Source organism: Flavobacterium magnesitis, from assembly GCF_041729735.1.
In the GTDB taxonomy this organism is placed as follows: domain Bacteria; phylum Bacteroidota; class Bacteroidia; order Flavobacteriales; family Flavobacteriaceae; genus Flavobacterium; species Flavobacterium magnesitis.
In genome coordinates this window covers 118,360-141,403 of record NZ_JBCFQK010000004.1, presented here as the reverse complement: position 1 = coordinate 141,403, position 23,044 = coordinate 118,360, and the positions used below count along the sequence as shown (strand labels likewise).

The window sequence follows — 23,044 nt, the reverse complement described above, 5'->3', positions numbered from 1 at the left end:
CTTATTTAATTTTTTATGATTGGAATTCCAAAATAGAATTCTAAAATTTTAGTTTTAAAAATATAATCGTATTTCGTTCTTATCAATTCAGATTGTGCGTTTGCCAACAAGGTTTGAGATTGACTTAATTCGAATGCGTTCATTAAACCTACTTCAAATTTTTCTTTAGAATAATCATACGATTGTGATCGAGCATCCAAAGCTTCAATTGCCGATTCATAAGATTTCAAAGCTCCTTTTACATCAGTAAATGCGGTGTATACATTACGCTCTAAATCTAATTCCTGTTGATCTAAAGCAATTTTAGATTTTTCTAAACTTACTTTATTTCGTTCTACATTATTGCGTACTGAAAAACCGCTAAAAATAGGAATATTTAATTGCGCTCCAAAAGATTGTCCTTTGTTGTCATTAAATTGATCCATAAATCTAGGCGCCGATTGTGTTCCAATAATTGCTCCTGTAGTATTGTCTCTTAAAGCAACATCGGCATAAGAAACACGACTATTAAAATTATAAAAACCTCTTAAAGTAGGTTGGTAAGCAGCTCTGGCAATAGCAACATTTTTCTCTGCAATTTCAAGATTCGTTTGAGCAATTTTCAATTCTGTACGTTGTAGTTTAGCCTTGTCATATATTGAAGTAGGCGTTTGAGACAAAAGTTCCTGATCCATTTGAAACTCACTAGAATCATCTACATCAAAATCATCAAAACTATCCAGTTGTAATAATTGGGCTAAACTTAACTTAGAAATCAACAAAGCATTTTCTGCACTAATAACCTTTTGATTATCGGAAGCAATAGTCGCTTTTACATCTAATAAATCGCCTTTAGGCAAATTTCCTGCATTGACTAATTCTTGTGTTCGATTCAATTGTTGGTTATCAATTGCCAATTGTTCGTTTTGAACTTTTAGATTTTCTTTGTTAAAAAGCACTTGCAAATAGGCATCAGCAACATTTAGCGCAATATCTTCTTGCATTTTTTGCAATTGGTATTTGGCCGCTACAATCGAAAGATTCGCTCTTCTTAAAGTATATAAGTTTTGCAAACCTTTGTAAATATCAATACCCACACTAGCTCCTGCTGAAGTAAACTGAGTAGTTTGATTTTGTAAAATTCCAGTAGTAATATCCTGATTCAAACCAATGTTCCAGGAATGAGAAGCACTAGCCGATACATTAGGCAAAAAACTACCGAAAGCATCTTTCTTATCAATTACTGCTGTTTGAGTATCTAAATCCGATTGTCGAATGGAAATATTGTTATCTAAAGCATATCTTACACACTCTTCTAAAGTCCATTTCTTAGATTGTCCATTGGAATAAAAACTTAGCAATAAGAGCAGTAAACTAAAATATTTTTTTGGGTTCATACCATTCGAATAAATTGAAGTAAAGTTACTACACAAAAATAAGTTTTTCTAGTTAAGAACAATCACATCTGATAAAAACATTTCAAAATTTAGAAACAAAAATAATAAGTAATTTAACTCTTTCTTTTTTTAACAAGAAATCAAAGCTTTTTCTAATTTTACAGCTTTAAATCAATCGGATGAAAAAAATTGTATTATTCCTTGTTACTGCCAGCATAATCACTATTATGGGCTGTTCTTCTTCTCAAAAAATCGCTACGTTAAAACCTGAGCCAGACGACGCCACTCCTATTGTTTACAATAACGTTCCTTCGTTTATTAATTTACCGGTAAAAATCAAACTAAAAGATATCGAAAACCAAACCAATAGCCTTTTAAACGGTTTGATTTACGAAGACAACATCATTGAAGATGACGATATCGAAATGAAAATTTGGAAACTTGCTCCTATTACAATCAAAAGCAGTAATGCTTTAAATGCTGATAAAATCACCACAATATTACCTTTAAAAGCTACAATTAGATACCGAATTGGAACAAAAACCATGGGAGTTTCGCTTTATAACACCAAAGAATTCAATCTTAACGGAATTGTAACACTCAATAGTAATGTGAGTTTAAGCAACTGGAAACTTAAAACTCAAACCGAATTGAGTTCTTTAGACTGGAAAGAAAGTCCAACAATGACCGTTTTTGGCAAAAATATGCCTGTAACTTATTTAATCAATCCTTCTATCAAATTGTTTAAATCCAAAATAGAAAAAAAGATTGATGCGGCGATAGAAAAATCAATGGATTTTAAACCGAATGTTCTTGCGGCTTTAGAAAAAATCTGTACGCCTTTCCAAATGAATGAAGCGTATGAAAGTTGGCTCAGAATTGTTCCAGTCGAAATTTACTCAACAGCGGCACACTTAAAAAACGATTCGTTTGTATTACAAATGGGAATGAAATGCAATATGGAGACCATTATAGGTCAAACTCCTGAATCTAAATTTGACGCTAACAAAATTGCACTTAAAGCAGTAACTAAAATCCCAAATCAAATTACAGCAAATATTGTTGCGGTTTCCAGTTACCAAGACGCGTCCAGAATCATGAAAAAAAACTTTACTGGCGAAGAGTTTAGTTCTGGCACTCGAAAAGTAAAAGTACAGGACGTGAACATTTGGCACAAAAGCGGAAAAATGGTTATTGCCTTAGATTTAATTGGTTCGCTGAATGGAACTATTTACCTGGCGGGATTGCCAAAATACAATTCGGAGAAAAAAGAAATTTATTTTGACGATTTGGATTATGTATTGGACACCAAAAACAAATTAATGCGTACTGCAAACTGGCTGGCTCAAGGATTAATTTTAAGAAAAATTAAAGAAAGCTGTCGTTATTCTATAAAGACCAACTTAGACGAAGCAAAAAAAACCATGTTGGACTACCTGAATAATTATTCGCCAATGCCAGGTGTTTTTGTAAATGGAAAAATGGAAGACATTCAGTTTCAAAAAATTGAACTGAGTCAAAATGCTATTATTGCATTTGTAAAAGTAAATGGAGAAATCAACATTACTGTTGATGGCTTCAAATAATTATTGCGTTTTGGATTTGTTTTTCTTCATTCGATAAATCAAAAATCCAATTATAGCTACTAGCAAATAAGGGATTACCATCAAATAAACAATTCCATCATTGACTGCTTCAGCCTGAGCTGTATTTGCATCACCAGTTAAAGCGGCTCTACACATAGCACATTGAGCATAAGAAGAAATTTCAAAAAACAAAAAACAAATCCCAAAAAACAGTTTTTTGAATTTGGACCCGAGCGCTAGCGAATTGGCGAAGCAATTTGGAATTTGAGATTTATTTTCACTTCCAACTTCTAACTTCTGACTTCTGACTTTAGTGCACATAGTAAGGAGAAATCATTAAGTACACAACAACACCAGTAACTGCAACGTACAACCAAATTGGGAAAGTAATTCTGGCTATTTTTTTATGCTTATCAAACACTTGTGCCAAAGCACGAACATAAGTTATTAAAACTAATGGAATAATAATTATCGAAAGAATAATATGAGTAACCAATATAAAATAATACACATATTTGATAATTCCTTCTCCTCCAAATTTAGTAGAATCAGAAGTCATGTGATACGCTACATACATCGCTAAAAAAGCAACAGAACACGCTATAGCCGTTTTCATCAAATACTCATGTACTTTTACATTTCCGTTTTTTATAGCTCTTACAGCCAGAATTAAAACAATGGCAGTAATTCCGTTTACAGTAGCATAAATAGGAGGCAAAAAAGAAAGCGGTTCTACATCATACCCTAATTTTCTTAAATTCACACCAAAAAGAAGTGCCACAACTAATGGAATAGCTATAGATAAGCTTACAATCCACTTATTATATTTCGTTTCTAAATTTTGATTTTCCATGATTTACTCTGCTAATAAAATACTTATATCCTGTTGAATATCTCTAACACCTGCTTTTTCTAATCCATCATAATACAAGATTGGATTACCAAATTCATCTTTTCTACAACGAATATCTCCGTTTTTATCTATTAAAGCAAACATTCCTGAATGTTCAAAACCTCCGCTTACTTTACTGTTTTCTCCAGCATAAAGATTGAAACCTTTGTTAGCCAAATCAAATATGGTTTGTCTGTCACCGGTTAGAAAATTCCAATTGGATGATTTAACTCCTAATAATTCGGCATGCTCTTTTAATACTTCTGGCGTATCGTGTTTTGGGTCGATTGTTATAGTAACAATTCCGAAATTAGGATTTCCAAAGAATTTCTTTTCCAGAACCAACATACTTTGATTCATTTTTGGACAAATAGACGGACAAGTAGTGAAAAAGAATTCCAGCACATAAACTTTTCCTTTATAGGAATCATTATTGATTGTTTTATTGTCCTGATTTGTTAATTCAAATTTTGGAGCAGGCCCAATTTTTACCAAACTACCTTCCGCATCTGAAGTTGAAGAAACCTTATCTAAACGATCGGCTTTTACAACATCACTATTTTGAATACGAGAAATTATTTTTGGAACTGCGTAAATTCCGAAAATTAAAATTATAAATGAAATCCCGATGTATGACTTATTTTTAAACATAGAAATGGTATTTACAGTTGTTTTGAAGCATTACGATTTTTTTTAAGAGCCGCACGATATTCGTAAAGAATAATCTTAAAATCATCTAACATTTCATTACTCAATTCTGATGGATGAAAAGTATTGTAGCCTTCTTTATATTCTTTCTCTTCATTTCGGCCTCTTAAATTTCTTTCCTTATCTATAATATAAACATTAGGAGTTCCCGCATTAGCATCTAGTTTCCCAACTAATTTCAGTTGGTTGTAATACGTTTGAATTTCTTCAGGAGAAGCAAAAACAAAATGCCATCCAGAAACATCCGTAAAATCATCAAAAGCATCCAGAATGTTTGTAATATCTTTTTCAGTTCCTAAAGGACAAATCATAACAAACTGTAAATCTTTGAAGCCATGATACCTTTGATAGATCTTTTCGTTTAGGTTAAACAGATTCCCTCTGTTTTTTAAAATTTCAGTACCTGAAAATCCTAAGATGGTAATTTTATTATCTAAACTTACCTGCTCTCCTCTTAAAGATTTCCAATTTCCTAAATCGGCAACTTTGGGTGTGATAACGGGTAGTTTTGTAAAACTATTGACTCCTGAAGCAAAAAAAAGATATGCAACAATGGGCAAAACGAAAAGTACAAAAAGAACAATATTTTTTTTCATCAGAGAAAATAATTTTAAATGCAAAAATAAAAAAAGGCACGCAATGCGTGCCCTTTTTTTGAATTAATATAGTGTTAAAAATTCCATTTAATAATTGAATCTTTAAAAACCCCATAAATATAATGCCCTTCAGTCAACAGAATGAAAAGTAAGTATAAGACAAGAAAAATAACTGTTGAAACTATAGACCATCTAAGACTTGCAGTTTCACCTTCAAGGTGCATGAAAGACCATACAATGTAATATGCTTTGTATAAAGTAAGCGCATAAAAAATCCAGTTTAATAGATTCATCCCCAACAAGTTATTAAAAAGCAAAGACTCAGGCTTATAAATACCTAAAATAACTTCTACAATAGTAACTGCTGATAAAATTCCGAATACTTTCCAGATTTTAGCTGTGTTTGATACGTGTGCGTGTGACATAATAAATATTTTTAAAAAATTAAACCAGATAGAAAACTGTAAATACAAATACCCACACTAAATCAACAAAGTGCCAGTACAATCCAACTTTCTCTACCATTTCGTAACTTTTTCTTTTCTCGTAAGTTCCAAGTAATACATTAAAAAAGATAATGATATTAAGTATCACTCCAGAAAATACGTGAAATCCGTGAAAACCTGTAATAAAGAAGAAGAAATCAGCAAATAATTTATTTCCGTATTCATTTCTAATTAGGTTTGCTCCTTCAACAACCAAAGCTGCTTCGCCTAATCTTTGCTCAGATTCTGCTCTAGAAAGAATTGTTTTTTGTTTGTTTTCGTTTATAACCTCAGTTCTAATTAACAAATCAGGATTTGCTTTGAAACCAGCTTGAACTTCAGCCACACTGTAAGTTGGTAAAGCAGCTTCTTCCATAAACCAAGTTCCTTCGTTTCTGGTTAATTGTTTTCTTTCCCCAGGTAAATGTGCTGCAAAATCAGCAAGAGCAACACGCTTTCCGTCTTTATCAACAAACTGTAATAAACTACCACCTTTTGTTTCAATTGCTCCGTACTCCCCTTTAATGAAATTTTTCCACTCCCAAGCTTGAGAACCAACGAAAATTAAACCCCCGATAATGGTTAAAAACATATATACAATTACTTTGTTTTTCTTCATTTGGTGACCAGCATCAACAGCCAAAACCATTGTTACAGATGAGAAAATCAAAATAAAAGTCATTAATGCTACATAATACATAGGAGCAGCTACTCCATGTAAAAATGGGAAGTGAGTAAACACTTCATCGGCCAATGGCCAAGTTTCAATAAATTTAAATCTAGAAAAACCATAAGCCGCTAGAAATCCAGAGAACGTTAAGGCATCTGATACGATAAAAAACCACATCATCATTTTACCATAACTTGCGTTCATAGGCTCATTGCCGCCTCCCCAAGTTTTTTCTTCACTATTTGCAGTAGTAACTGTCGCTTCCATAAAAGTTATTCGTTAAAAAGTTCCCAAATTTACGTTTTTTTCTTATTTAAAGAAATATAAAAATAAAAATAATAAAACCCATAGCAGGTCTAGAAAGTGCCAATACATTGCACCTAGTTCTATACCAAGAGTTTGAGTCGAATTGTATTTTTGTTTAAAATGATTATAAATTATAATTAAAAGTGAAATTAGCCCTCCAGCCAAGTGTAATAGGTGAACAAATGCAATTATATAAAGAAAAGTCACCGTAATTGAACTCCCCTGACCAGTCATATAATAGCCACTTTCTATAATTTGATTAAAACCTGCAAACTGAGAAATTACAAATAAAACCCCCAAAACTAAAGTAGCTAAAAGCATCATTGTAGTTCTGTTCTGATTGTTTTTTTCAATTGCTTTTTTAGCCAAATAAAAAGTCACACTACATCCGATAATTACAATTGTACTAATATAAAAAGCCGTTGGCAATTCAAAATCTTTTAACCAATCTACTCTTGACTTACTTACCACAAAAGCACTAGTCAATCCGGCAAACATCATAGTCATACTAATCATAGCAAACAACAAAATCAACTTATAGGATCTCGCTGTTCTCTCTTTTTGCTCTTCAGCTGTCATTGTAACTTCCATAACTATCTTAAAAATTTATCAATTATATAAACCAATTGCAACAATGAAATATAAGAAACACTCACTAACATCAATGTTCGCGCTGCTTTTGCTGTTTTAATTTTATAAAGTCGAACTGCATAATACAGCATCCAAATCCCCATTAAAAACACAACAACAGCTGCAATAGGGGAAATAAACAACTTTCCTGTATACCCAATTGACGGTAATAACGAAGCAATAATTAACCAAACGGTATATAAAATTACCTGCAAAGCCGTTCCCTTATCTTTTTTACCTGTTGGCAACATAAAAAAACCTGCTTTTTCATAGTCTTCATACAAAAACCATCCAATTGCCCAAAAATGGGGAAATTGCCAGAAAAACTGAATCAAAAACAAAGTTCCAGCTTCAATTCCGAAATCACCTGTAGCAGCAACCCATCCCAACATAAAGGGAATAGCTCCCGGAAAAGCCCCCACAAACACTGACAAAGAAGTTATTGTTTTAAGCGGCGTGTACACACTAGTATACAAAAATATTGAAATTGCCCCAAACATCGCTGTTTTAGGGTTAATCATATACAATAACGCAAGCCCTATCAAAGTAAGTAAACTAGCCACCAATAAAGCAACACTAGGTGACATTCTTCCTGAAGGTACTGGACGATTTTTAGTTCGATCCATCAAAGCATCTAAATCCTTTTCAATCACCTGATTAAATGCATTCGAAGCTCCTACCATACAATAACCACCCACACAAAGCATCAACAAAACCGACCATTGGAAAGGTTGTTCTTCATTAAAACCCAACAAATATCCAGCAATAGACGAAAACAACACACTAATAGCTAATCCAGCTTTGGTGATTTCTTTAAAATCTGTAAAAATCGCTTTAAAGGAAAATGTATTTGTAGTTGTGCTCAATGCAGTTTTTATTAAGTTTTATAAAACTGCTGCAAAAGTAACGCAACAAAAGGGATTTGGCAAAAAACTAATCATAAAATATTGTTGAAGAAAAAATTAGATAAAAAAACAATTATTTATGATTTTCTTAATTTTGATTTCTTGTATTTGTTTAACCAAATTATAAATCCCGTAATAGGCAAAGAAGCACAAACAAGCGAAGCCAAAAAAGCTAAAATTTTAGTATAAATTCCGCCAATACTCCCCACATGCAAATCGTAATTTAAAGAAGTGACCCGACTTCCTAGCTGTAGATTATTCGAAGATTTTAGTTCTGTTATTTGTCCGTTTTTTTGATCGAAATAATACCAATAAAAAACACCCGTTCTATTTTTTTCCATTCTTACCTGAACGCCTTGCGGTTCAGCAATATCTTTTTCTAATCGAATGGAAAGCTGGTCGGCATTAGGGTGAGTTGCCAAAACATAATCTAATCCATTATCTAAAACTGTAGTAGCTTTTTGTGGTACAAAAGGAAATGAAAGCTTTTGCGGTTCTTTGTTATCCAAAGAATTCAATTGATTAGAAATTATTTTCTTGAAAACTGGAAAGGCAAATACCAAACCTGTAAAAGCAAACAACAATGCAAAAAACAAACTGTAAAAGCCCAAAACATTATGCAAATCATAATTAAGTCTTTTGCTTTTTGCTTTAAAATTGATCGAAAAACTATTCTTTATTGTTTTAGGTTTCCATTTTTTAGGCCACCATAAAACAATCCCAGTGAGTGACAAAACAGCAAAAAAGATTGTTGAAAAACCTACCAGAACATGACCATATTTTTTCCCTAAAAGTAAATTCATGTGCAACTGAAGCACAATTTGGAAAAAATTTTCTTTGGTATTTTCAACAACTTGCACATTTCCAGTATAAGGATTTACAAATACTCGTTTGTAATAAGTAAAATAATCAGAGTAGAAAAAATCATCTTTATTTATTTTTATTGCTCTAAAAATCCAAGTTCTGTTTTTTTCAGGAAAAACTTCAACACGGCTTATCAGTTCGCCTGAATTTAATTTTGCTTCAGCAATACCAATCAGTTGGCTTAGTGGAACAGTTTTAGAAGGCTGCAGATTTTGCTTTTCAGTATAAAATTTCTCAGGATGAGTCATCAGCTGTATCTCATCCTGAAAAACCGTAAGACATCCGGTAAGGCTGACAATCAAGACCACAAGTCCTGAAATCAAACCCAACCATTTGTGCAACCATAATAGTTTTTTTTTAACCATTATTAAAATTTATATCGCAAATTTAAAGTTGTTGTCATACCACTTCCAAGTACATATTCAGCGGGTAAAGCTCGGTACTGACTTACAGTTGGATAATAATAATTATTCAATAAATTTTCTACTCCTAAATTCAATGACCAGTTTTCATTGAATGAATAACTTCCTGCAAAGTTCACTAAATTCACAGTCGAAATAGGCCCTTCACTATTATTATATCTTCCACTACTATTCAATTCAAAACGGTCACGACAACCTGTATTCACCCATGACAATTGTAAATTCCAGTCGGAAGTAGGTTTATAAGTAACAAAACCAGTGGCTTTAGGCGGAGCAATACGAGAACCGTTAAGGTAAACCTTGCTTCCATCATCAAATTCAGCTTTTCCTTCTACATATGAATAACTTCCGCCAACGTTAAGCTTATTAGAAAATCTATAATCTAATGTTATTTCATATCCATGAACTTTTTCAGGTTCACGTTGTGCTACTAAATAACCACCTACATCAACCAAGTTCGCTCCTAATTTTGAAGTACTAATATAATAAGCTGCGGTTAAATTAAAATTATAGAACTTACTTGAAAAACCAGCTTCATAATTATTAGTAATAATCGGATCGGTTTCTAAACTTTCAATTGTATTTTCGTCAGCTCTTCTTAAAATTCGACCTAATTCATTAATAGCAAATGCCTGAGAAAAACTCACAAACGGATTAAAAACTTCATATTTATTAAAACGTAAACCAGCATTAAACATCGTTGCATTGTATGGAATTTTCCCTCCTTCTACAAAAATACTTCCTGCATTTCCTTCTCCAGTAGCAAGCGTATTATAATCTTTAACACGAACTGTTGCGTTTTCGTAACGAATTCCCCCTTTAAAAATCAAGTTTTCTAAAACATCCATTTTCAATTGCGCATAAGGAGCAATGTTTACCATATTCATTTTAGGGATATAAACGCGACCATCTACCAAATCCTGAAAAGTAACATCATTCAAAACATCAATACCATAAGTAATTTCAGAAGACAATGAAGCAATGGTGAAAGGTGTATTCATATTGATTCGAATTCCTTTTTTATCTGAATTAATCATCGTTTGTCCTGGACCATACCAACCAGAAGCACTAGCTACATAACGATTCATAGATTGAAACGAATTTAAGTAAGCCGAAACGTCCAATTGAGTTGTTTCGAATAAATTATTCTTCGAAAATGTCAACATAAAATTATGATTGTAAGGTGTACCCGCTTTTTTGCCTGGTTCTGTACCCCGAACACCAATAGTTGGAGCTTGTCCATAAACACCCGCCTGACTAATATATTTGGCCTCCTGAGTGCTTCCGTAAAAATTATATAATAAGTTAAGACTTGTATTTTCGGTAAAATCGTACCCTAATTTGGCAAAAGCATTGGCTTGATACGAGTTTGACAATCCATCCGTTTGCCCCAACGCAACGCCTTTAGCATCTCTTTGCAAGCCTGTAGCATCATAAGATCCTCCCAGAACATAACTAAATTTATCTTGTCTCCCATTAAAAAATTGAGACACACGATAACCAAAAGTTTCTTTACTATGAAGCGGGTTAAAAGTTGTACCTACAGTTGTCACACCTTGAAAACTATTATTCAACGGACTTTTTTTAGTAATATAATTGATAATTCCACCTCCTGAACCATTTCCATAAATAGAAGTAGCTCCTTTAATAACTTCTATACGTTCAATTGCATTTGCGTCAATAGTACGTATATCACGAGCACCATTCATCAAGGGTGTTGATTGCGGAATTCCGTCCAGCAAAACTAAAACTTGTCTTCCACGCAACGTTTGCCCTGAGTTGGTTGCCTTATTTGTTGCTGTTCCTAATCCTGGAATAACGTTTCCTAAAATAGACGACAAATTGCTATTAATACTACTTTGTTGTTCTATTTCTTTCCGACTCATTATTGTTATTGAAGAAGGAATCGTATTAATATTTTCTTGCTTTCTCCCCGCTGTAATGACTACTTCATCAAGTTGAGTTTCCTTATTTAAAACAATTGTAACAGTATTTTGTTCTTCCAAATCAGTGAAAATATAAGAAAGCGATTGGAAATCTGGAGCCGAAATCAAAATAGTATTATTCTCAATTTCAGCATTCAATATTGAAGCTTCTCCTGAAAGATTTGTTGTTCCAATTATTTTATTATTTGAAGAAATGGAAGCATTAGCAACTGGTTTTTTTGACTCATTTTCAATTTTTAAACGAAGCGATTGTGCATTCAAATTAACTGTAAACAATACAAAAAGAGGCAAAAGAAAAAGTAATTTCGAATTCATTTTTAAAGCTTTTAACAAAGATACCATCTAACTATTTTTATTTAGATTCATTCTCAGCAAAGATAATGTTATTCTATTTTTATTCACAACAAATAGTTACGAAATCTTTTTTATCTGTATTTTCGCTCTCAGTTGTAGCTGTATTTTCGAAAGCAAAAACGCCACAACTCAACTGAATTGTGACGTTTTATTTTAATGTAATTTTTCTAAACAAACAATCAAGTCTTGACTGTTTTCTAATAATCAAAATACCAATTAAAAATATCTGATCGTAATCCTATTGAAAACCAATTGGTACTTTCCTTGAAAACCGTAGTTGTATTTTGCATCGGATTAAAATCTCTGTAAATATAACTCGCAAAAAGCTTCAAATTAGTGGATGGATTAACCAAGTAACCGCCTTGAATGTCAGCCATAAAAAAATCAGTTTTATTTCCTTGCCCTACTTTTACGCCAGAATCAGCAAAACGTCCCTCATCATAATCTCTATAGATATTTCCACCGTAATTAGAAGTATCTCCAGAATCAGCAAAATCAAACCCTCGTAATCCAACTGTAAATTTAGCATCAGCAAAAAGCCTTCCTTTATGATAACGTGCAATAGCTAAAAACTCACTGAAATTTCCACCCCATTGATGACCCAAACTTTGATTGTTGTGCCCGTAATTCGTAATTGGATCAGAATGAGAATACACATAAGGTCGCACTCTATTATATTCTACTTGCAGTAATAAATTAGACACATTAAAAGCATTGTAATACTTAGCTCCTAATTGGTATCCGTATTTGTTTTTCCAACTATTATCTCTTCTTTTAATATCACCCAAGGAGAATTCATCTAGAATAAATTGTCCGTAAAAATTAATTTGGTTGTCCCATTTGTATTTAAAAGTCAATCCCAAAACGGCATTTCCTGATCTTGAAGAAGAAGCAAATTCTACCGAACGGTAAAAAATAATTGGGTTGATAAAACTGGCATCAAAACCTCTGTCATTCGAATTGTTCCAAATCACCGATTCGAAGAAACCTAAATTCAATTTATTAGAAACATTCCAGCTCAAATAATGATTCGCCATAAACTTAGTCGCATAGGTTCTATCCACAGTTACTTCCGGACGCACATCTTTAAGCCACGTAAAAGTATTAGTATATTTTAATTTCCAAAACGTAGTATTCAACTTGAAATAAGGATACGGACTAGCACCATCACTTTCTAATAAAGAACGATAACCATCTCCAATAAAATTTCTACCATAACCCAATTGCAAATCCAAAAATTTACTGGGAGCAAAAGTCAAATTGGCTTCAGCCAAAGGCAAATCATAGCCATCAGTTTTAAAATCTTTAGCAATTCCTACTCCTGGAATAATCGCTGGATTTCCTCCAGAAGGTTTTAATGATTCAGCATAACGATTAAAGTAGTCTGCAAAACGTCCTTGACTTTCGAAAATAGTAGTCGAAAAATTCAATTTTTCCCCTAAACCTCCTCTAAAATTAATGGCGCGCGTATTTACATAAGTATTAGTCGAATTATTTCCAGAAGATCTACCCACTTGCAAATCCAATACCGGATTTACAGTAAACCAATAATCTTCGCCTCGAATCTCCACCGTATTTTCATTCCATAATTTTCTAGTCCACCAGCCCGAAGTTTTTTTCTTCAGTTTTTCATTCTCTTGCTTGAAATTGTAATATTTAGCTACTTCGGCATACGAAAATGGCTTAGAAGCCGTATGGTTATTACTTCCAACTTGATTTATAGCCGAATCAAATTGCGCATAATAACTGTGCGAAAAAGGAATATTCAAATGACTTTCAAATTCTGGATTATTGTATTTTTTATACACAATACTATCCAATTCGGTCAATTGCGGAGTGGTATTTCTAAGAACATCTGCTTTTGCCAAATTCTCGGCTGCTAAAGCTGATGGACTTTTTAGCGGAATGGCGATGGTAATATTGTATTTAGAATATTCTGGCTTTCCATTATAAGTAGCGGCAGTAATTTTTGGAAATTTTGCAAAAACACGTTTGGTTTCGGTAATCAACTTTTCATCAACAGCGTTGACATAAATTACTTTAAAAACACCATTTTCATCTACTTCAAATAATACTTTTACGTTGCCTTGAAAATTATTTTGCATCAAATCTTCAGGAACAACAAAATTTTGAAAAACAAATTCTTGCACTTCATTATAAAAACAATTTTCTAATGTCTTTCCTTCTAGACTTTCGCAATTTGGAAAAACTGGAAATCTCTCGGCAGTTAGCGCTACTCTTGCATTCAAATCATTATCCTGAGCGAAAGTCAAAATGGAACCGAAGCAGCAAAATAAAATTAGCAGGCTTTTATTCATATTGTTATTCATCTTTATTTAATAGTCATTTTGGTTGTTTGCTCCTTTTAAAATTGCTTTTGCTGATGAAGTTCCTATTCGTTTTACTCCTAATTTTATCATTGCCACAGCATCTTCATAATTTCGAACTCCGCCAGCTGCTTTTACCGGAAGAGGCGATGCATTTTCTAACATCATAATTATTGACGGAATTGTAGCGCCATTGGGTTCATTATTTTTTGTTTTATAAAATCCCGTAGACGATTTTACAAAAACAGCTGCATAATCATCTTCTTTAAAATGAGTAATCACAACATTTTTTATCAAAGCCGACAACTGAATAATTTGCTTATCCGTTAAAGCAGCCACTTCAATAATCCATTTGATTATTTTATTGTTTTCTAAAGCCAATTGCGTTCCTCGAAGAATTTCATCTTTCACCAAATCTATTTTACCATTTTTAAAAGCCTGATAATTGCAAACAAAATCCAATTCGTCAGCACCATCAATGATTGCCTGATGGGCTTCTTCTAATTTTTTTTCAATACTGGATTGTCCTTCTGGAAAATCAATTACGGTTCCTATTGCCAGATTAGAATCCGATGGCGAAATCATTTGTTTTGCCAGAACAACCATTTCGGGACGAATCATAATTAGTTTAAAACCTTCCTCGATAGCTTCTGTAATAAAAGTTTCTACTACAACCTGGTTCTGACTTTCGTCAAGTTCTGCTTGAAGAGCTGTTTTTAAATAAGTAGAATCTATAAATGATCGAATATCCATGGATTATTGCTTTAGCATTGGTGCTTTGCCCACAAAAATACATTTAAATTTTAAATGCACTATGGTTCTCTTTTTTGATTCGACAGCAATTTTATAATGTTACTACAATTTTGTTTTAATAAAAAATCCCGCCGAAGCAGGATTTCTATTTATTTAGAGATTTTACTTAAAAAATCTTTTTTATCTAAAAGAATAATAACAAAAATAGCCAACAAAGAACCGCTTGTATTTGCTATAACATCCAGAACATCTCCATTTCTATATGTGGTAAGATAGTTTTGAAATAGTTCTATTGCAATTCCAAAAAACAGCGCTAGAAAAAAAACGATCATTAAAAGTTTGGCTCGTCTTTGTTTGTTAAAATAAAAACGAAGTGCATAAAACCACAATAAGCTAAATAAAAAATAAAAAAAAGCATGAACGATTTTATCGACATAAGGAATTGTTATTGCAGGAAGCTCACTCATTCGAACTAAACACAGGCACAGAATAATCCCTGTCCATATGAAAGCGGCTCCTAAACAAATTTTCTTAAGCACCTATTAGTTCTTTATACCCTTCAGCAGTTAATAAAGTGTCAATTTCAGCTAAATCTGAAACTTTAATTTTTATCATCCATCCCGCTCCATAAGGATCTGAATTTACTAACTCAGGATCATCTTCTAGTCCAGTATTGAATTCAATAATTTCTCCAGACAAAGGAAGAAACAAATCAGAAACAGTTTTTACTGCTTCTACCGTACCAAAGACTTCATCTTTTTCAAGTGTTTGATCTAAAGTTTCTACTTCAACATAAACAATATCACCTAACTCTTTTTGAGCAAAATGCGTAATTCCTACTGTTGCAATATCGCCTTCTAGGTTTACCCATTCGTGGTCTTTAGTGTACTTTAAATCTGCTGGTATACTCATAATAATAGTAATTGATGTATGATAATTTTTTATTCTGCAAATGTAACAATCTTCAGTTTAAATTTGGTTTAGATTTTGGAAATTAATTCCCAAAATTATATCGAAGTGTAAATCCTGATCGAATATTAGTTATTGGAAACGAAGTAGATATTACAGCTTGAGAAAACGAATGATCATAATAGAAAATAGCCGTAAGGTTTTTACTGAACGAATAATCGGCAGTTACTTTCAAAGACCATAAATTTTGCCCACCTGCCAATTGATTGTTATCATAATCTAAGTAACGTACAATGGTTTGGTTATTTCTATACGATAAATCGGCTTTCATATTAATATCTCCTTTTATCACTCCTGTAGGATTATCAGCCAATCTTGAAGAAAAAATAACATTCTTAAAGCGATACCCTAAACCTACTACATATTCAAGTCCTTTTACTTCAGTCAATAAATTATTATCAAAACTCATTGATAAAGCTCGGTCTTTTTTAATCTCTGTTAGTACTTTTAATGAATTTTTCAATTCGAAATCCATTCGAACCAATGGGCTGAATTGTTCTACTAAATTGACATTCGAAATAAGTGTTTTGTTATAAAAATTCCCACCATCATCCGTCCCCGAAGGATTATTATCATAATCAAAATTAGATCTGAATTGGTTAATCGTGTACGAAGCTCTATAAGCGTGTTGCAGAGAAAAACGTCTGAAATTCTTTTTAAAGATACCATAACGCATCAAGCCGTTATACTTTAACGTCCAGTTAGGAATAGGAAAACTTCTAAAAATTCCTTTAGAAACACTTTCGACATCTGTTCCCGTATAAGCCGCAACAAAGGCTGGCAACAATACCGATTGATTGTTTTTTCCAAATCCTAACGGATAACCAGCATTAGAAGTATATATCTCTCTTTTCTTTTTATCAGGATCATTATTAGGATCAACAGCAGGTGCTGGAATAGGATTCAAATCATCTCCATATCTAGGAATTGGATTTCCTGCTCCGTAATAATCTTGAGCTAAACGATTGGCAATGGTTAATCGATTGGCTCTAAAATCATCAAAAGCTGCAGACTGAGTTTCATCGCTAGTGGAGAATGATGTTTTGATTAATACAGTAGAAATAGAAAACATTCCATAATTATAAGGAGAACGCGAATTGTAAGTTCCATCAGAAGAAACATCATATTGCTCTGAATAGTTTTCAGAAAATGATCTGTCCATCGTTAAATCGATTTTTAAATCCGGAAACAAATCTACATTAGCAGTAGCTCTCAACTCTTTGTTAGTTACCTCAGTATAATTTTGATTGAATTCCTGATAATTAGTCAACCAACCGCTCTTGGCTGCTTGATAGCGTACATCATCCTGACTACCAAAAATAAACCCTAATGTTGGTCTAGAAGAACCTAAAAACCCTACACTTGGTGTATATCCAGGTAATAATGTTCCGCTATTTTCGGTGTAATTAATTTGGATATTCTTAACGCTAGTCAAAACTCCCATTAAACCATCAACAAACACATTGCCTTGTGCTTGTGGTTTAACTGGCGTATTAGTAATTTTTTGTCCTGGTTTTGGGGCAGCAGCTGGCGTTGGTCTCGCTGCTGCTTTAGGTTTTTTGGACAAACCTAAATATTTGTACAACATATCCATATTGAAAGTAGTATTCAAATTATTGGTACGCGCATTTTGAACTGTATTTCCTAAATTAAAAGCTGTTCCATTGACTTCTATTTCAGACAAAGCATTGGCTGATTTTTGCCAACTGTAATCTCCCGTGTATGAATAATTTGATTTCACAAAACTAAACAGCGGAATCTTATTAATAGGCAAATCATAGTTTAAAACCAATTGCTGTGTATGTCTATTTGGATCTCCAATATCCCAATAACTGTCCCAGATAGAGAAATCTTCCATTGGCAAATCATCTTGATCTAGATAGTTTTTAACAATATTATTGGCTGTAGCTGCATAGCTAAATTTCAATGATTTTGTCAAATTATAGTTAAAACCATAGTTGTAATTAAAACCAAAATTTCTTCGATACAAAGGATCCAGTTCAAGTCCGGGAACATTATCTACTTGTCTAAATTGTTGGCGGTTGTACTGTCGGTTAATATTGGTATTGAAAGTAACATTAGAAGGTAAATAATTAAAATTAAAATCACTTAACATCTTCCAATAACTGCTTTTTTTCATGAATTGCGTTTTCTTAAAAGGCTCTACAGGTTTATTTTCAAAACTGTAAGCATAATCCACTGATGTAGTTGCTTGCTGATCTAAATAATCTTCAATTTCATAATCATGACGTTCCACTTTATTGAATGATTGCGAAAAAGTAAAATTCTCTGGATCGTAAATATGTGGTTTTTGTTCTGCTCCTCTTTGCTTTCTTACTCCAATAAAATTAATACTTGTTCGTTTTGTATAATCTATAGCACGGTTTCTTAAATTAGCTCTTTCATCAGCATCATCGGTTTCGCTTAAAAGTTGTTTTAATTTGATATCCTGATTAAACGGGTCGTATTCTGGCTTGATAGTTTCTTCTCCTACACTGTAATTAAAAGGCAGGTTAATTCCCCATTTGTTAGGCAATAATTGTCCTAAATTAAGATTAGTTACAATATTATACTGCTGAATATCCTCTCTGCTTCTTTCATTTGGTCCTTGTTCAATAGTACCAAATCCAACGGTGCTCATTTTTCCTGTTGCAGAAATTGTAGCAAAATCGGCAAAATTTGTATCTACATTTAATACTGCCGCCATTCCGCCTTTGTTATCCATTTCAGACAAACGAAGTTCATTGAACCAAACTTCTCCTTTAATATCTTTATGAGTTACATTACTCTTAATCCCGACCATCAAAGTACGAACCAACCCGAAATTTGGATTTCCTTTAATCCCTAATCGCAGTTTATTAATTTTATTAGCTAAACTGCCGTCCAATTCATCTTCGTTTCTATAATAAATCCCGTCCAGTGGCAATGTACTTGGATCTACTCCTTTGGCTTCAATTTTTAAACTAGTCAATAATGATAAAGCCAAATCAATCTCATTGGCTTGAGGCCAAACTTCATCAGCAGTGTATGTACAATTACCAGATGTTGTTTTTGTTGTTTTTAATGGAATTTCAATTTGATAGAAATTTTGCGTAAAATCATTACCAAAACGGATAAACCCAACCATTTCATCATCATCAATAGCAATCTCACCTGGCAAAGATTCAGCATGCAAAAACATTTTCAATTTTTTAAACTGACGCATGTCTACGCTTACATTTTTAAAAACGGCTCTGGCATCTTCTGGCTCTAAACCATCTCCCGAAACCCGTAATGATAAGGATTGTTCGTTTTGATTAATCAACGTATTGTTATTATACAATTGCTCTCTTTGAACACCAGGAGGCGTGATGTAATTTACTGGACATCTTTCGTCATTCTCCTGAACGTTTACTGCTAAAACGGCTAATTCTGTATTATCATCATCAACATTAGTATCATTAGGATCTAATGTGTTGGTATACCTTCTCCAATCGCCTCGTACTAAATCTAAAGCTCCAAAACGCACTGTTACTTCGTCTTCAAATCCTGTCATAAACATTCGCATAAAACGAATAGATCTAAAATCAGAAATATTACCAATAGTATTTTCTGGCGATGAAACTGGAATTTTAAACTGAACCCATCTTGCATCAGTCACATCACCATTGGGCAAAGTAGCCTGAATTTCTCTAACATCAGTTACATAATTTTCTCCAGGAACCATGTTTGGTCTCATGTCAATACTGTATTCATAATACGCATTGATGGTATTCATGGTATTGTCTCGATTGATATCTTCAACATCTGGAAGTGTAGTAGCTCCTCGATTAGGATCATTAATATCAACTGCTGAATTATTTTCTGTACCGTTATAATTTTTATAACGATCTAAAACTCCTCCGTTTGTATTTAAATAAAAGGTGTAATCATCGGCTGCTGGATCTGGTTCAGAAGCAAAATTGTCATAAATAGCGCCTTCAGCACTACTAGGCAAACCATCTAATCCTACATCCTGATTTCTTCTATTATTGGGATCAGTATCAAAAGCATAAATTAACGATTGCGAAGCAGGAACATCTCCCCAAATGGGTTGTGGATTTACCTTTACCTGATCGGGTCCTAATCCATTTTCAAATTGTTTTCTCCCGTCTTTTAAGATGTCTTCAGATATTTCTCCAAGATTAAAATAGATTTTACCTGTGTTAGTAGATTCAGCTCTTCCATTACCTACATAAGGATCTAAAACCCAAAACTGAATGTACTCTACATTTCCTTGTTCGAAATTAGTAGAACTTAACGAACGCATTATTCCTCCAAAATTTTCTCTTGGAGTTAAACTAAAATTAGAGTTATTATTATACGGTCCTCTTTCGGTTGGGAAGTAGGTTAAATCTAAGGTGCTAATTACTTGTGTTTGCCCTTGAGCAATATCTAATAAGGGATATAATTCTTCACTAAAAATTCTTCTGGTTGAATTTAACGAAATATCATCATTAGAAATTCCAGATGGTTTTTGAACATAAAAAACGGGATCTACGGTGTACCAAGCTAATTTTGCTCTTTTATAACCATAAGTCAAATCATTATTTTTAGCATTAAAGTTATAGAGACTATTTGTATTTTCTTCTGGTGTTGATGCCAAACTCCAAGAATAAGCCGAACGCATATCGATGGTAGATTGCGAACCTTCAAAATCATCTATATACAAAGTTGACTCGCCTTGAAATTGATCTGCTTTTGGGACATCAGGCTTTAAAAATGCAATTTCTCCTCTTAAAGATAAATTCGAAGGTACATCGGTATCAATATTAGGAAGCATATTTACTAATCTGGTAAAAAAGGGAACCTCAGTTGAGAAATTAGTATTGAATCCAAAAATAGTATTGTTAACCGATTCCTGACCGTAACTGGATTTTTGAGTAAATGGTCTTTCGGTCATTTTTAAAAAAGTTCCACCTAAAGTAAAGTTATCCGAAAATTTATGCTCCACATTTACTCCCATAAATCTTCTGGTTTGTTGACCAAAAATAGAATTGTTTTCGAGTGAAACATTAATTGGCGTATTTGATGCCTGCAATGAAGGATCTAGAATTTGAACTCTACCTAATTGATAATTTACACTATAATCAACCCCTTCCACTAAAACTCTTCCTCCTGCGGTAACTACAACAGAACCTTGCGGTACATTGAAAGCACCAATTGGAATTCCATCTCCAGCTGAAGATTTGAATTTTCCTCTTAACAAGAATTTATTCTTATCACTATCTTCCAATGCTTTTGCCTGAGTTACCCGGTACATACTACTAAAAACATACTTGTTTTGATTCGCATTATAAGTAGCAGGACTATTATAATCTTCAGTAGAATTTGGATTGGATAATTTATTAAATAATAATTCTCCAAAAGGCTCTTTAGTGGTAAAAATAATGCGCCCGTTTTGAGGATCGACAGTCAAATTTGGAACAAAATCAAAAAAACCATCTCCACCCACTTGACGATCGTTGTTGAAATTTAATTTATCCAAATTAAAAACATTCAATAATGGTGTTTCAGCCACTCTGTTTTCTGCTGATGGACTCGTTGGAAAAGGATTTCCAGTTACTGGTGTAATGTAATTTAAAGGCGAAGGGTCTGTATAAAGAATATTGAATCTAAAATCTTCTTGTTTGATTTGGTAAGCTCCAGGAATTTGATAAATATTTTTCATCATCAAGTTCCAAACTGGATTTCTTACATTTGTTAAATTACTTTTCAGCATTTTCAAAATCAAACTTTGTGTAACTACTGCCTGAGTCGATTGTTGCGTTCCTGTAACTAACGTGGCATCAACACCATCATTACCAAATTCCCCCACTTGATACACCTGATCTCCTATGGTATATTCGAAAGAAACTGCTAAAATTTCATCATTCGACAATCTTTGTTGCAAGGAAATATAACCCAATTGAGGATGATACGTATATTCATTAGTTGTCAATTTTCGAGCATTTTCTAGTTTCGAATAATCCTGACCTTCAATTACGGTGCTATTGAATCCAGAACTCGACGTTGCCATTTCTCGAATATTAGAATTCAACAATCCACTACCCGATTGAATTTGTGCAGGATCGTATTTATTATTCGAATTGTCCGAAGGCGAATTGACAGGATTATTAAACATTCCTGTTGACGGATTTAAAACCACCACTTCGCTATCAGCTAACCCTGAGAGTTGAGCTTCTCCTAAATCCTGAATTGCTATAACATTTCTAAGATTATTTGATGTGGTATTAAGACGCGTTTGTTTATTAGTAACCCAAACTTCAATTCGGGTAATTTGCACTCTACTATCGATAAAAGGATAATTTCTTAATGCAATGTCGTATCTGTTTCTAAAATACTGAGATAAAAAGAAGTGTCTGTCTGTATCATAATCCAATGCAAAAATATCATAATCTTGCACTGTTCCTCCACCCTGAGAAACGACAGTTTTAGTTTGCGATTTTTGTTCGGAAAAAACACCTGTAACCATTGTCTTTCCAAATTGCAATTGCGCTTTTACACCAAATAAACTCTGTGCTCCTCTAATTAGTGAACTGTTTAAAGGCATGCTCACATTTCCTATTTCAATTTTCTGAATAATATCATCCTCGGTGGGAGCATATTCTAATTTTAATAAATTTTGAAAAGCAAAAGTAGATTGGGTATCATAATTAGCATTCACATTGAGTCTGGTTCCTACTTTCCCCATCAAACTCATACTAATCCTTTGGTCAAAATCAAAAGCGAGATTGGATCTATTTCTTGGAGAAAATGAAGGATTGTCTTGTCTTGTAAAACGAGCTCCCATGTCCATTTCTACCGAACCTGTAGGTTTTACATCGATGGTATTGCTTCCAAAAATAGATTCAAACAAACCTGATTTTATGTAATATCTAGGCAACAAATCCTTTTTATCTTCCTCACTTCCTTGTTTTTTTCCGTCAATTGCATCCGATTTCTTTTTGAAATAATCTTTCATTGATTCTTTCAAAACTAAACTTTCATATTCTTTTGGAGTCAAAATTATGGGATACTTAATTGAAAATCCATCAACAGAATTAGTGTAAATATACCGATCCGTTTTGGGATCATAAGTATATGCAGCCAAAACACTCTTAGGATCTTTGATTTGAACTTTTCCTAATGAATATCCTTTTTTTGTTGTATCCTGAACTGATTCGTTTACTTGTGCCAAGGATACAAAACCACATAATAAAAATGCCAAAACAATACAAATTTCATGCATACAATT

Annotated in this window: 17 protein-coding genes; 1 reads left to right on the top strand and 16 read right to left on the bottom strand. The window is 33.1% G+C overall.

Annotated features, from left to right (window positions below; translation table 11 throughout):
* Positions 1–5 precede the first annotated feature (5 nt).
* Positions 6–1,376, bottom strand: coding sequence for a TolC family protein (locus tag AAGV33_RS04560; RefSeq protein WP_373390766.1), 1,371 nt, complete (start codon positions 1,374–1,376; stop codon positions 6–8).
* Between the two features lie 179 nt (positions 1,377–1,555).
* On the opposite strand from AAGV33_RS04560, the gene AAGV33_RS04555 reads away from it, so the two are divergent.
* Positions 1,556–2,962 (top strand): DUF4403 family protein, encoded by a 1,407-nt coding sequence (locus tag AAGV33_RS04555; protein WP_373390765.1) that lies wholly within the window; start codon positions 1,556–1,558, stop codon positions 2,960–2,962.
* On the opposite strand, the gene AAGV33_RS04550 is transcribed toward AAGV33_RS04555, so the two are convergent.
* The 15 genes from AAGV33_RS04550 to sov all read right to left on the bottom strand — a co-directional run bounded on the left by AAGV33_RS04550 (position 2,963) and on the right by sov (position 23,038).
* Positions 2,963–3,118: a hypothetical protein gene (locus AAGV33_RS04550; protein WP_373390764.1), complete on the bottom strand. Its 156-nt coding sequence runs from the start codon at positions 3,116–3,118 to the stop codon at positions 2,963–2,965. It abuts the gene before it with no gap.
* A 154-nt stretch (positions 3,119–3,272) separates the two neighbouring features.
* Positions 3,273–3,815, bottom strand: a complete 543-nt coding sequence (locus AAGV33_RS04545; RefSeq protein ID WP_373390763.1) for a DUF420 domain-containing protein — start codon at positions 3,813–3,815, stop codon at positions 3,273–3,275.
* A 3-nt stretch (positions 3,816–3,818) separates the two neighbouring features.
* Positions 3,819–4,505, bottom strand: coding sequence for an SCO family protein (locus AAGV33_RS04540; protein ID WP_373390762.1), 687 nt, complete (start codon positions 4,503–4,505; stop codon positions 3,819–3,821).
* An 11-nt stretch (positions 4,506–4,516) separates the two neighbouring features.
* Positions 4,517–5,158: a hypothetical protein gene (locus AAGV33_RS04535; RefSeq protein ID WP_373390761.1), complete on the bottom strand. Its 642-nt coding sequence runs from the start codon at positions 5,156–5,158 to the stop codon at positions 4,517–4,519.
* Positions 5,159–5,232: 74 nt separating this feature from the next.
* Positions 5,233–5,583 (bottom strand): cytochrome C oxidase subunit IV family protein, encoded by a 351-nt coding sequence (locus tag AAGV33_RS04530; protein ID WP_373390760.1) that lies wholly within the window; start codon positions 5,581–5,583, stop codon positions 5,233–5,235.
* 19 nt (positions 5,584–5,602) lie between these two features.
* On the bottom strand, positions 5,603–6,580 hold the full coding sequence (locus AAGV33_RS04525; protein WP_373390759.1) for a cytochrome c oxidase subunit 3: 978 nt from the start codon (positions 6,578–6,580) through the stop codon (positions 5,603–5,605).
* Between the two features lie 42 nt (positions 6,581–6,622).
* Positions 6,623–7,210 carry a cytochrome c oxidase subunit 3 gene (locus tag AAGV33_RS04520; RefSeq protein ID WP_373390758.1) on the bottom strand — a complete coding sequence of 196 codons (588 nt, stop codon included), beginning with the start codon at positions 7,208–7,210 and terminating at the stop codon, positions 6,623–6,625.
* Between the two features lie 2 nt (positions 7,211–7,212).
* Entirely contained in the window at positions 7,213–8,115 is a 903-nt protein-coding gene (cyoE, locus tag AAGV33_RS04515; protein ID WP_373390757.1) for a heme o synthase, read from the bottom strand.
* 116 nt (positions 8,116–8,231) lie between these two features.
* Complete coding sequence (locus tag AAGV33_RS04510; RefSeq protein WP_373390756.1) at positions 8,232–9,383, bottom strand: PepSY-associated TM helix domain-containing protein; 1,152 nt, start codon at positions 9,381–9,383, stop codon at positions 8,232–8,234.
* Between the two features lie 2 nt (positions 9,384–9,385).
* Positions 9,386–11,701: a TonB-dependent receptor gene (locus AAGV33_RS04505; RefSeq protein ID WP_373390755.1), complete on the bottom strand. Its 2,316-nt coding sequence runs from the start codon at positions 11,699–11,701 to the stop codon at positions 9,386–9,388.
* Between the two features lie 236 nt (positions 11,702–11,937).
* On the bottom strand, positions 11,938–14,058 hold the full coding sequence (locus AAGV33_RS04500; RefSeq protein ID WP_373390864.1) for a gliding motility protein RemB: 2,121 nt from the start codon (positions 14,056–14,058) through the stop codon (positions 11,938–11,940).
* A gap of 18 nt (positions 14,059–14,076) precedes the next feature.
* Positions 14,077–14,820: a deoxyribose-phosphate aldolase gene (deoC, locus tag AAGV33_RS04495; RefSeq protein WP_373390754.1), complete on the bottom strand. Its 744-nt coding sequence runs from the start codon at positions 14,818–14,820 to the stop codon at positions 14,077–14,079.
* A gap of 149 nt (positions 14,821–14,969) precedes the next feature.
* Positions 14,970–15,359 carry a VanZ family protein gene (locus AAGV33_RS04490; protein ID WP_373390753.1) on the bottom strand — a complete coding sequence of 130 codons (390 nt, stop codon included), beginning with the start codon at positions 15,357–15,359 and terminating at the stop codon, positions 14,970–14,972.
* Positions 15,352–15,732, bottom strand: coding sequence for a glycine cleavage system protein GcvH (gene gcvH, locus AAGV33_RS04485; RefSeq protein WP_373390752.1), 381 nt, complete (start codon positions 15,730–15,732; stop codon positions 15,352–15,354). The genes AAGV33_RS04490 and gcvH overlap by 8 nt, the downstream gene beginning before the upstream one ends.
* Positions 15,733–15,814: 82 nt before the next feature.
* A complete protein-coding gene (gene sov / locus AAGV33_RS04480; protein WP_373390751.1) occupies positions 15,815–23,038 on the bottom strand; it encodes a T9SS outer membrane translocon Sov/SprA in 7,224 nt (2,407 codons plus the stop codon).
* Positions 23,039–23,044: the final 6 nt, after the last annotated feature.

Excerpts from the sequence above, each read along its gene's own strand:
- AAGV33_RS04560 (WP_373390766.1), bottom strand. The coding sequence starts at position 1,376 with ATGAACCCAAAAAAATATTTTAGTTTACTGCTCTTATTGCTAAGTTTT.
- AAGV33_RS04555 (WP_373390765.1), top strand. The coding sequence starts at position 1,556 with ATGAAAAAAATTGTATTATTCCTTGTTACTGCCAGCATAATCACTATT.
- AAGV33_RS04550 (WP_373390764.1), bottom strand. The coding sequence starts at position 3,118 with ATGTGTAGAGCCGCTTTAACTGGTGATGCAAATACAGCTCAGGCTGAA.
- AAGV33_RS04545 (WP_373390763.1), bottom strand. The coding sequence starts at position 3,815 with ATGGAAAATCAAAATTTAGAAACGAAATATAATAAGTGGATTGTAAGC.
- AAGV33_RS04540 (WP_373390762.1), bottom strand. The coding sequence starts at position 4,505 with ATGTTTAAAAATAAGTCATACATCGGGATTTCATTTATAATTTTAATT.
- AAGV33_RS04535 (WP_373390761.1), bottom strand. The coding sequence starts at position 5,158 with ATGAAAAAAAATATTGTTCTTTTTGTACTTTTCGTTTTGCCCATTGTT.
- AAGV33_RS04530 (WP_373390760.1), bottom strand. The coding sequence starts at position 5,583 with ATGTCACACGCACACGTATCAAACACAGCTAAAATCTGGAAAGTATTC.
- AAGV33_RS04525 (WP_373390759.1), bottom strand. The coding sequence starts at position 6,580 with ATGGAAGCGACAGTTACTACTGCAAATAGTGAAGAAAAAACTTGGGGA.
- AAGV33_RS04520 (WP_373390758.1), bottom strand. The coding sequence starts at position 7,210 with ATGGAAGTTACAATGACAGCTGAAGAGCAAAAAGAGAGAACAGCGAGA.
- AAGV33_RS04510 (WP_373390756.1), bottom strand. The coding sequence starts at position 9,383 with ATGGTTAAAAAAAAACTATTATGGTTGCACAAATGGTTGGGTTTGATT.
- AAGV33_RS04505 (WP_373390755.1), bottom strand. The coding sequence starts at position 11,701 with ATGAATTCGAAATTACTTTTTCTTTTGCCTCTTTTTGTATTGTTTACA.
- AAGV33_RS04500 (WP_373390864.1), bottom strand. The coding sequence starts at position 14,058 with ATGAATAAAAGCCTGCTAATTTTATTTTGCTGCTTCGGTTCCATTTTG.
- deoC (WP_373390754.1), bottom strand. The coding sequence starts at position 14,820 with ATGGATATTCGATCATTTATAGATTCTACTTATTTAAAAACAGCTCTT.
- gcvH (WP_373390752.1), bottom strand. The coding sequence starts at position 15,732 with ATGAGTATACCAGCAGATTTAAAGTACACTAAAGACCACGAATGGGTA.
- sov (WP_373390751.1), bottom strand. The coding sequence starts at position 23,038 with ATGCATGAAATTTGTATTGTTTTGGCATTTTTATTATGTGGTTTTGTA.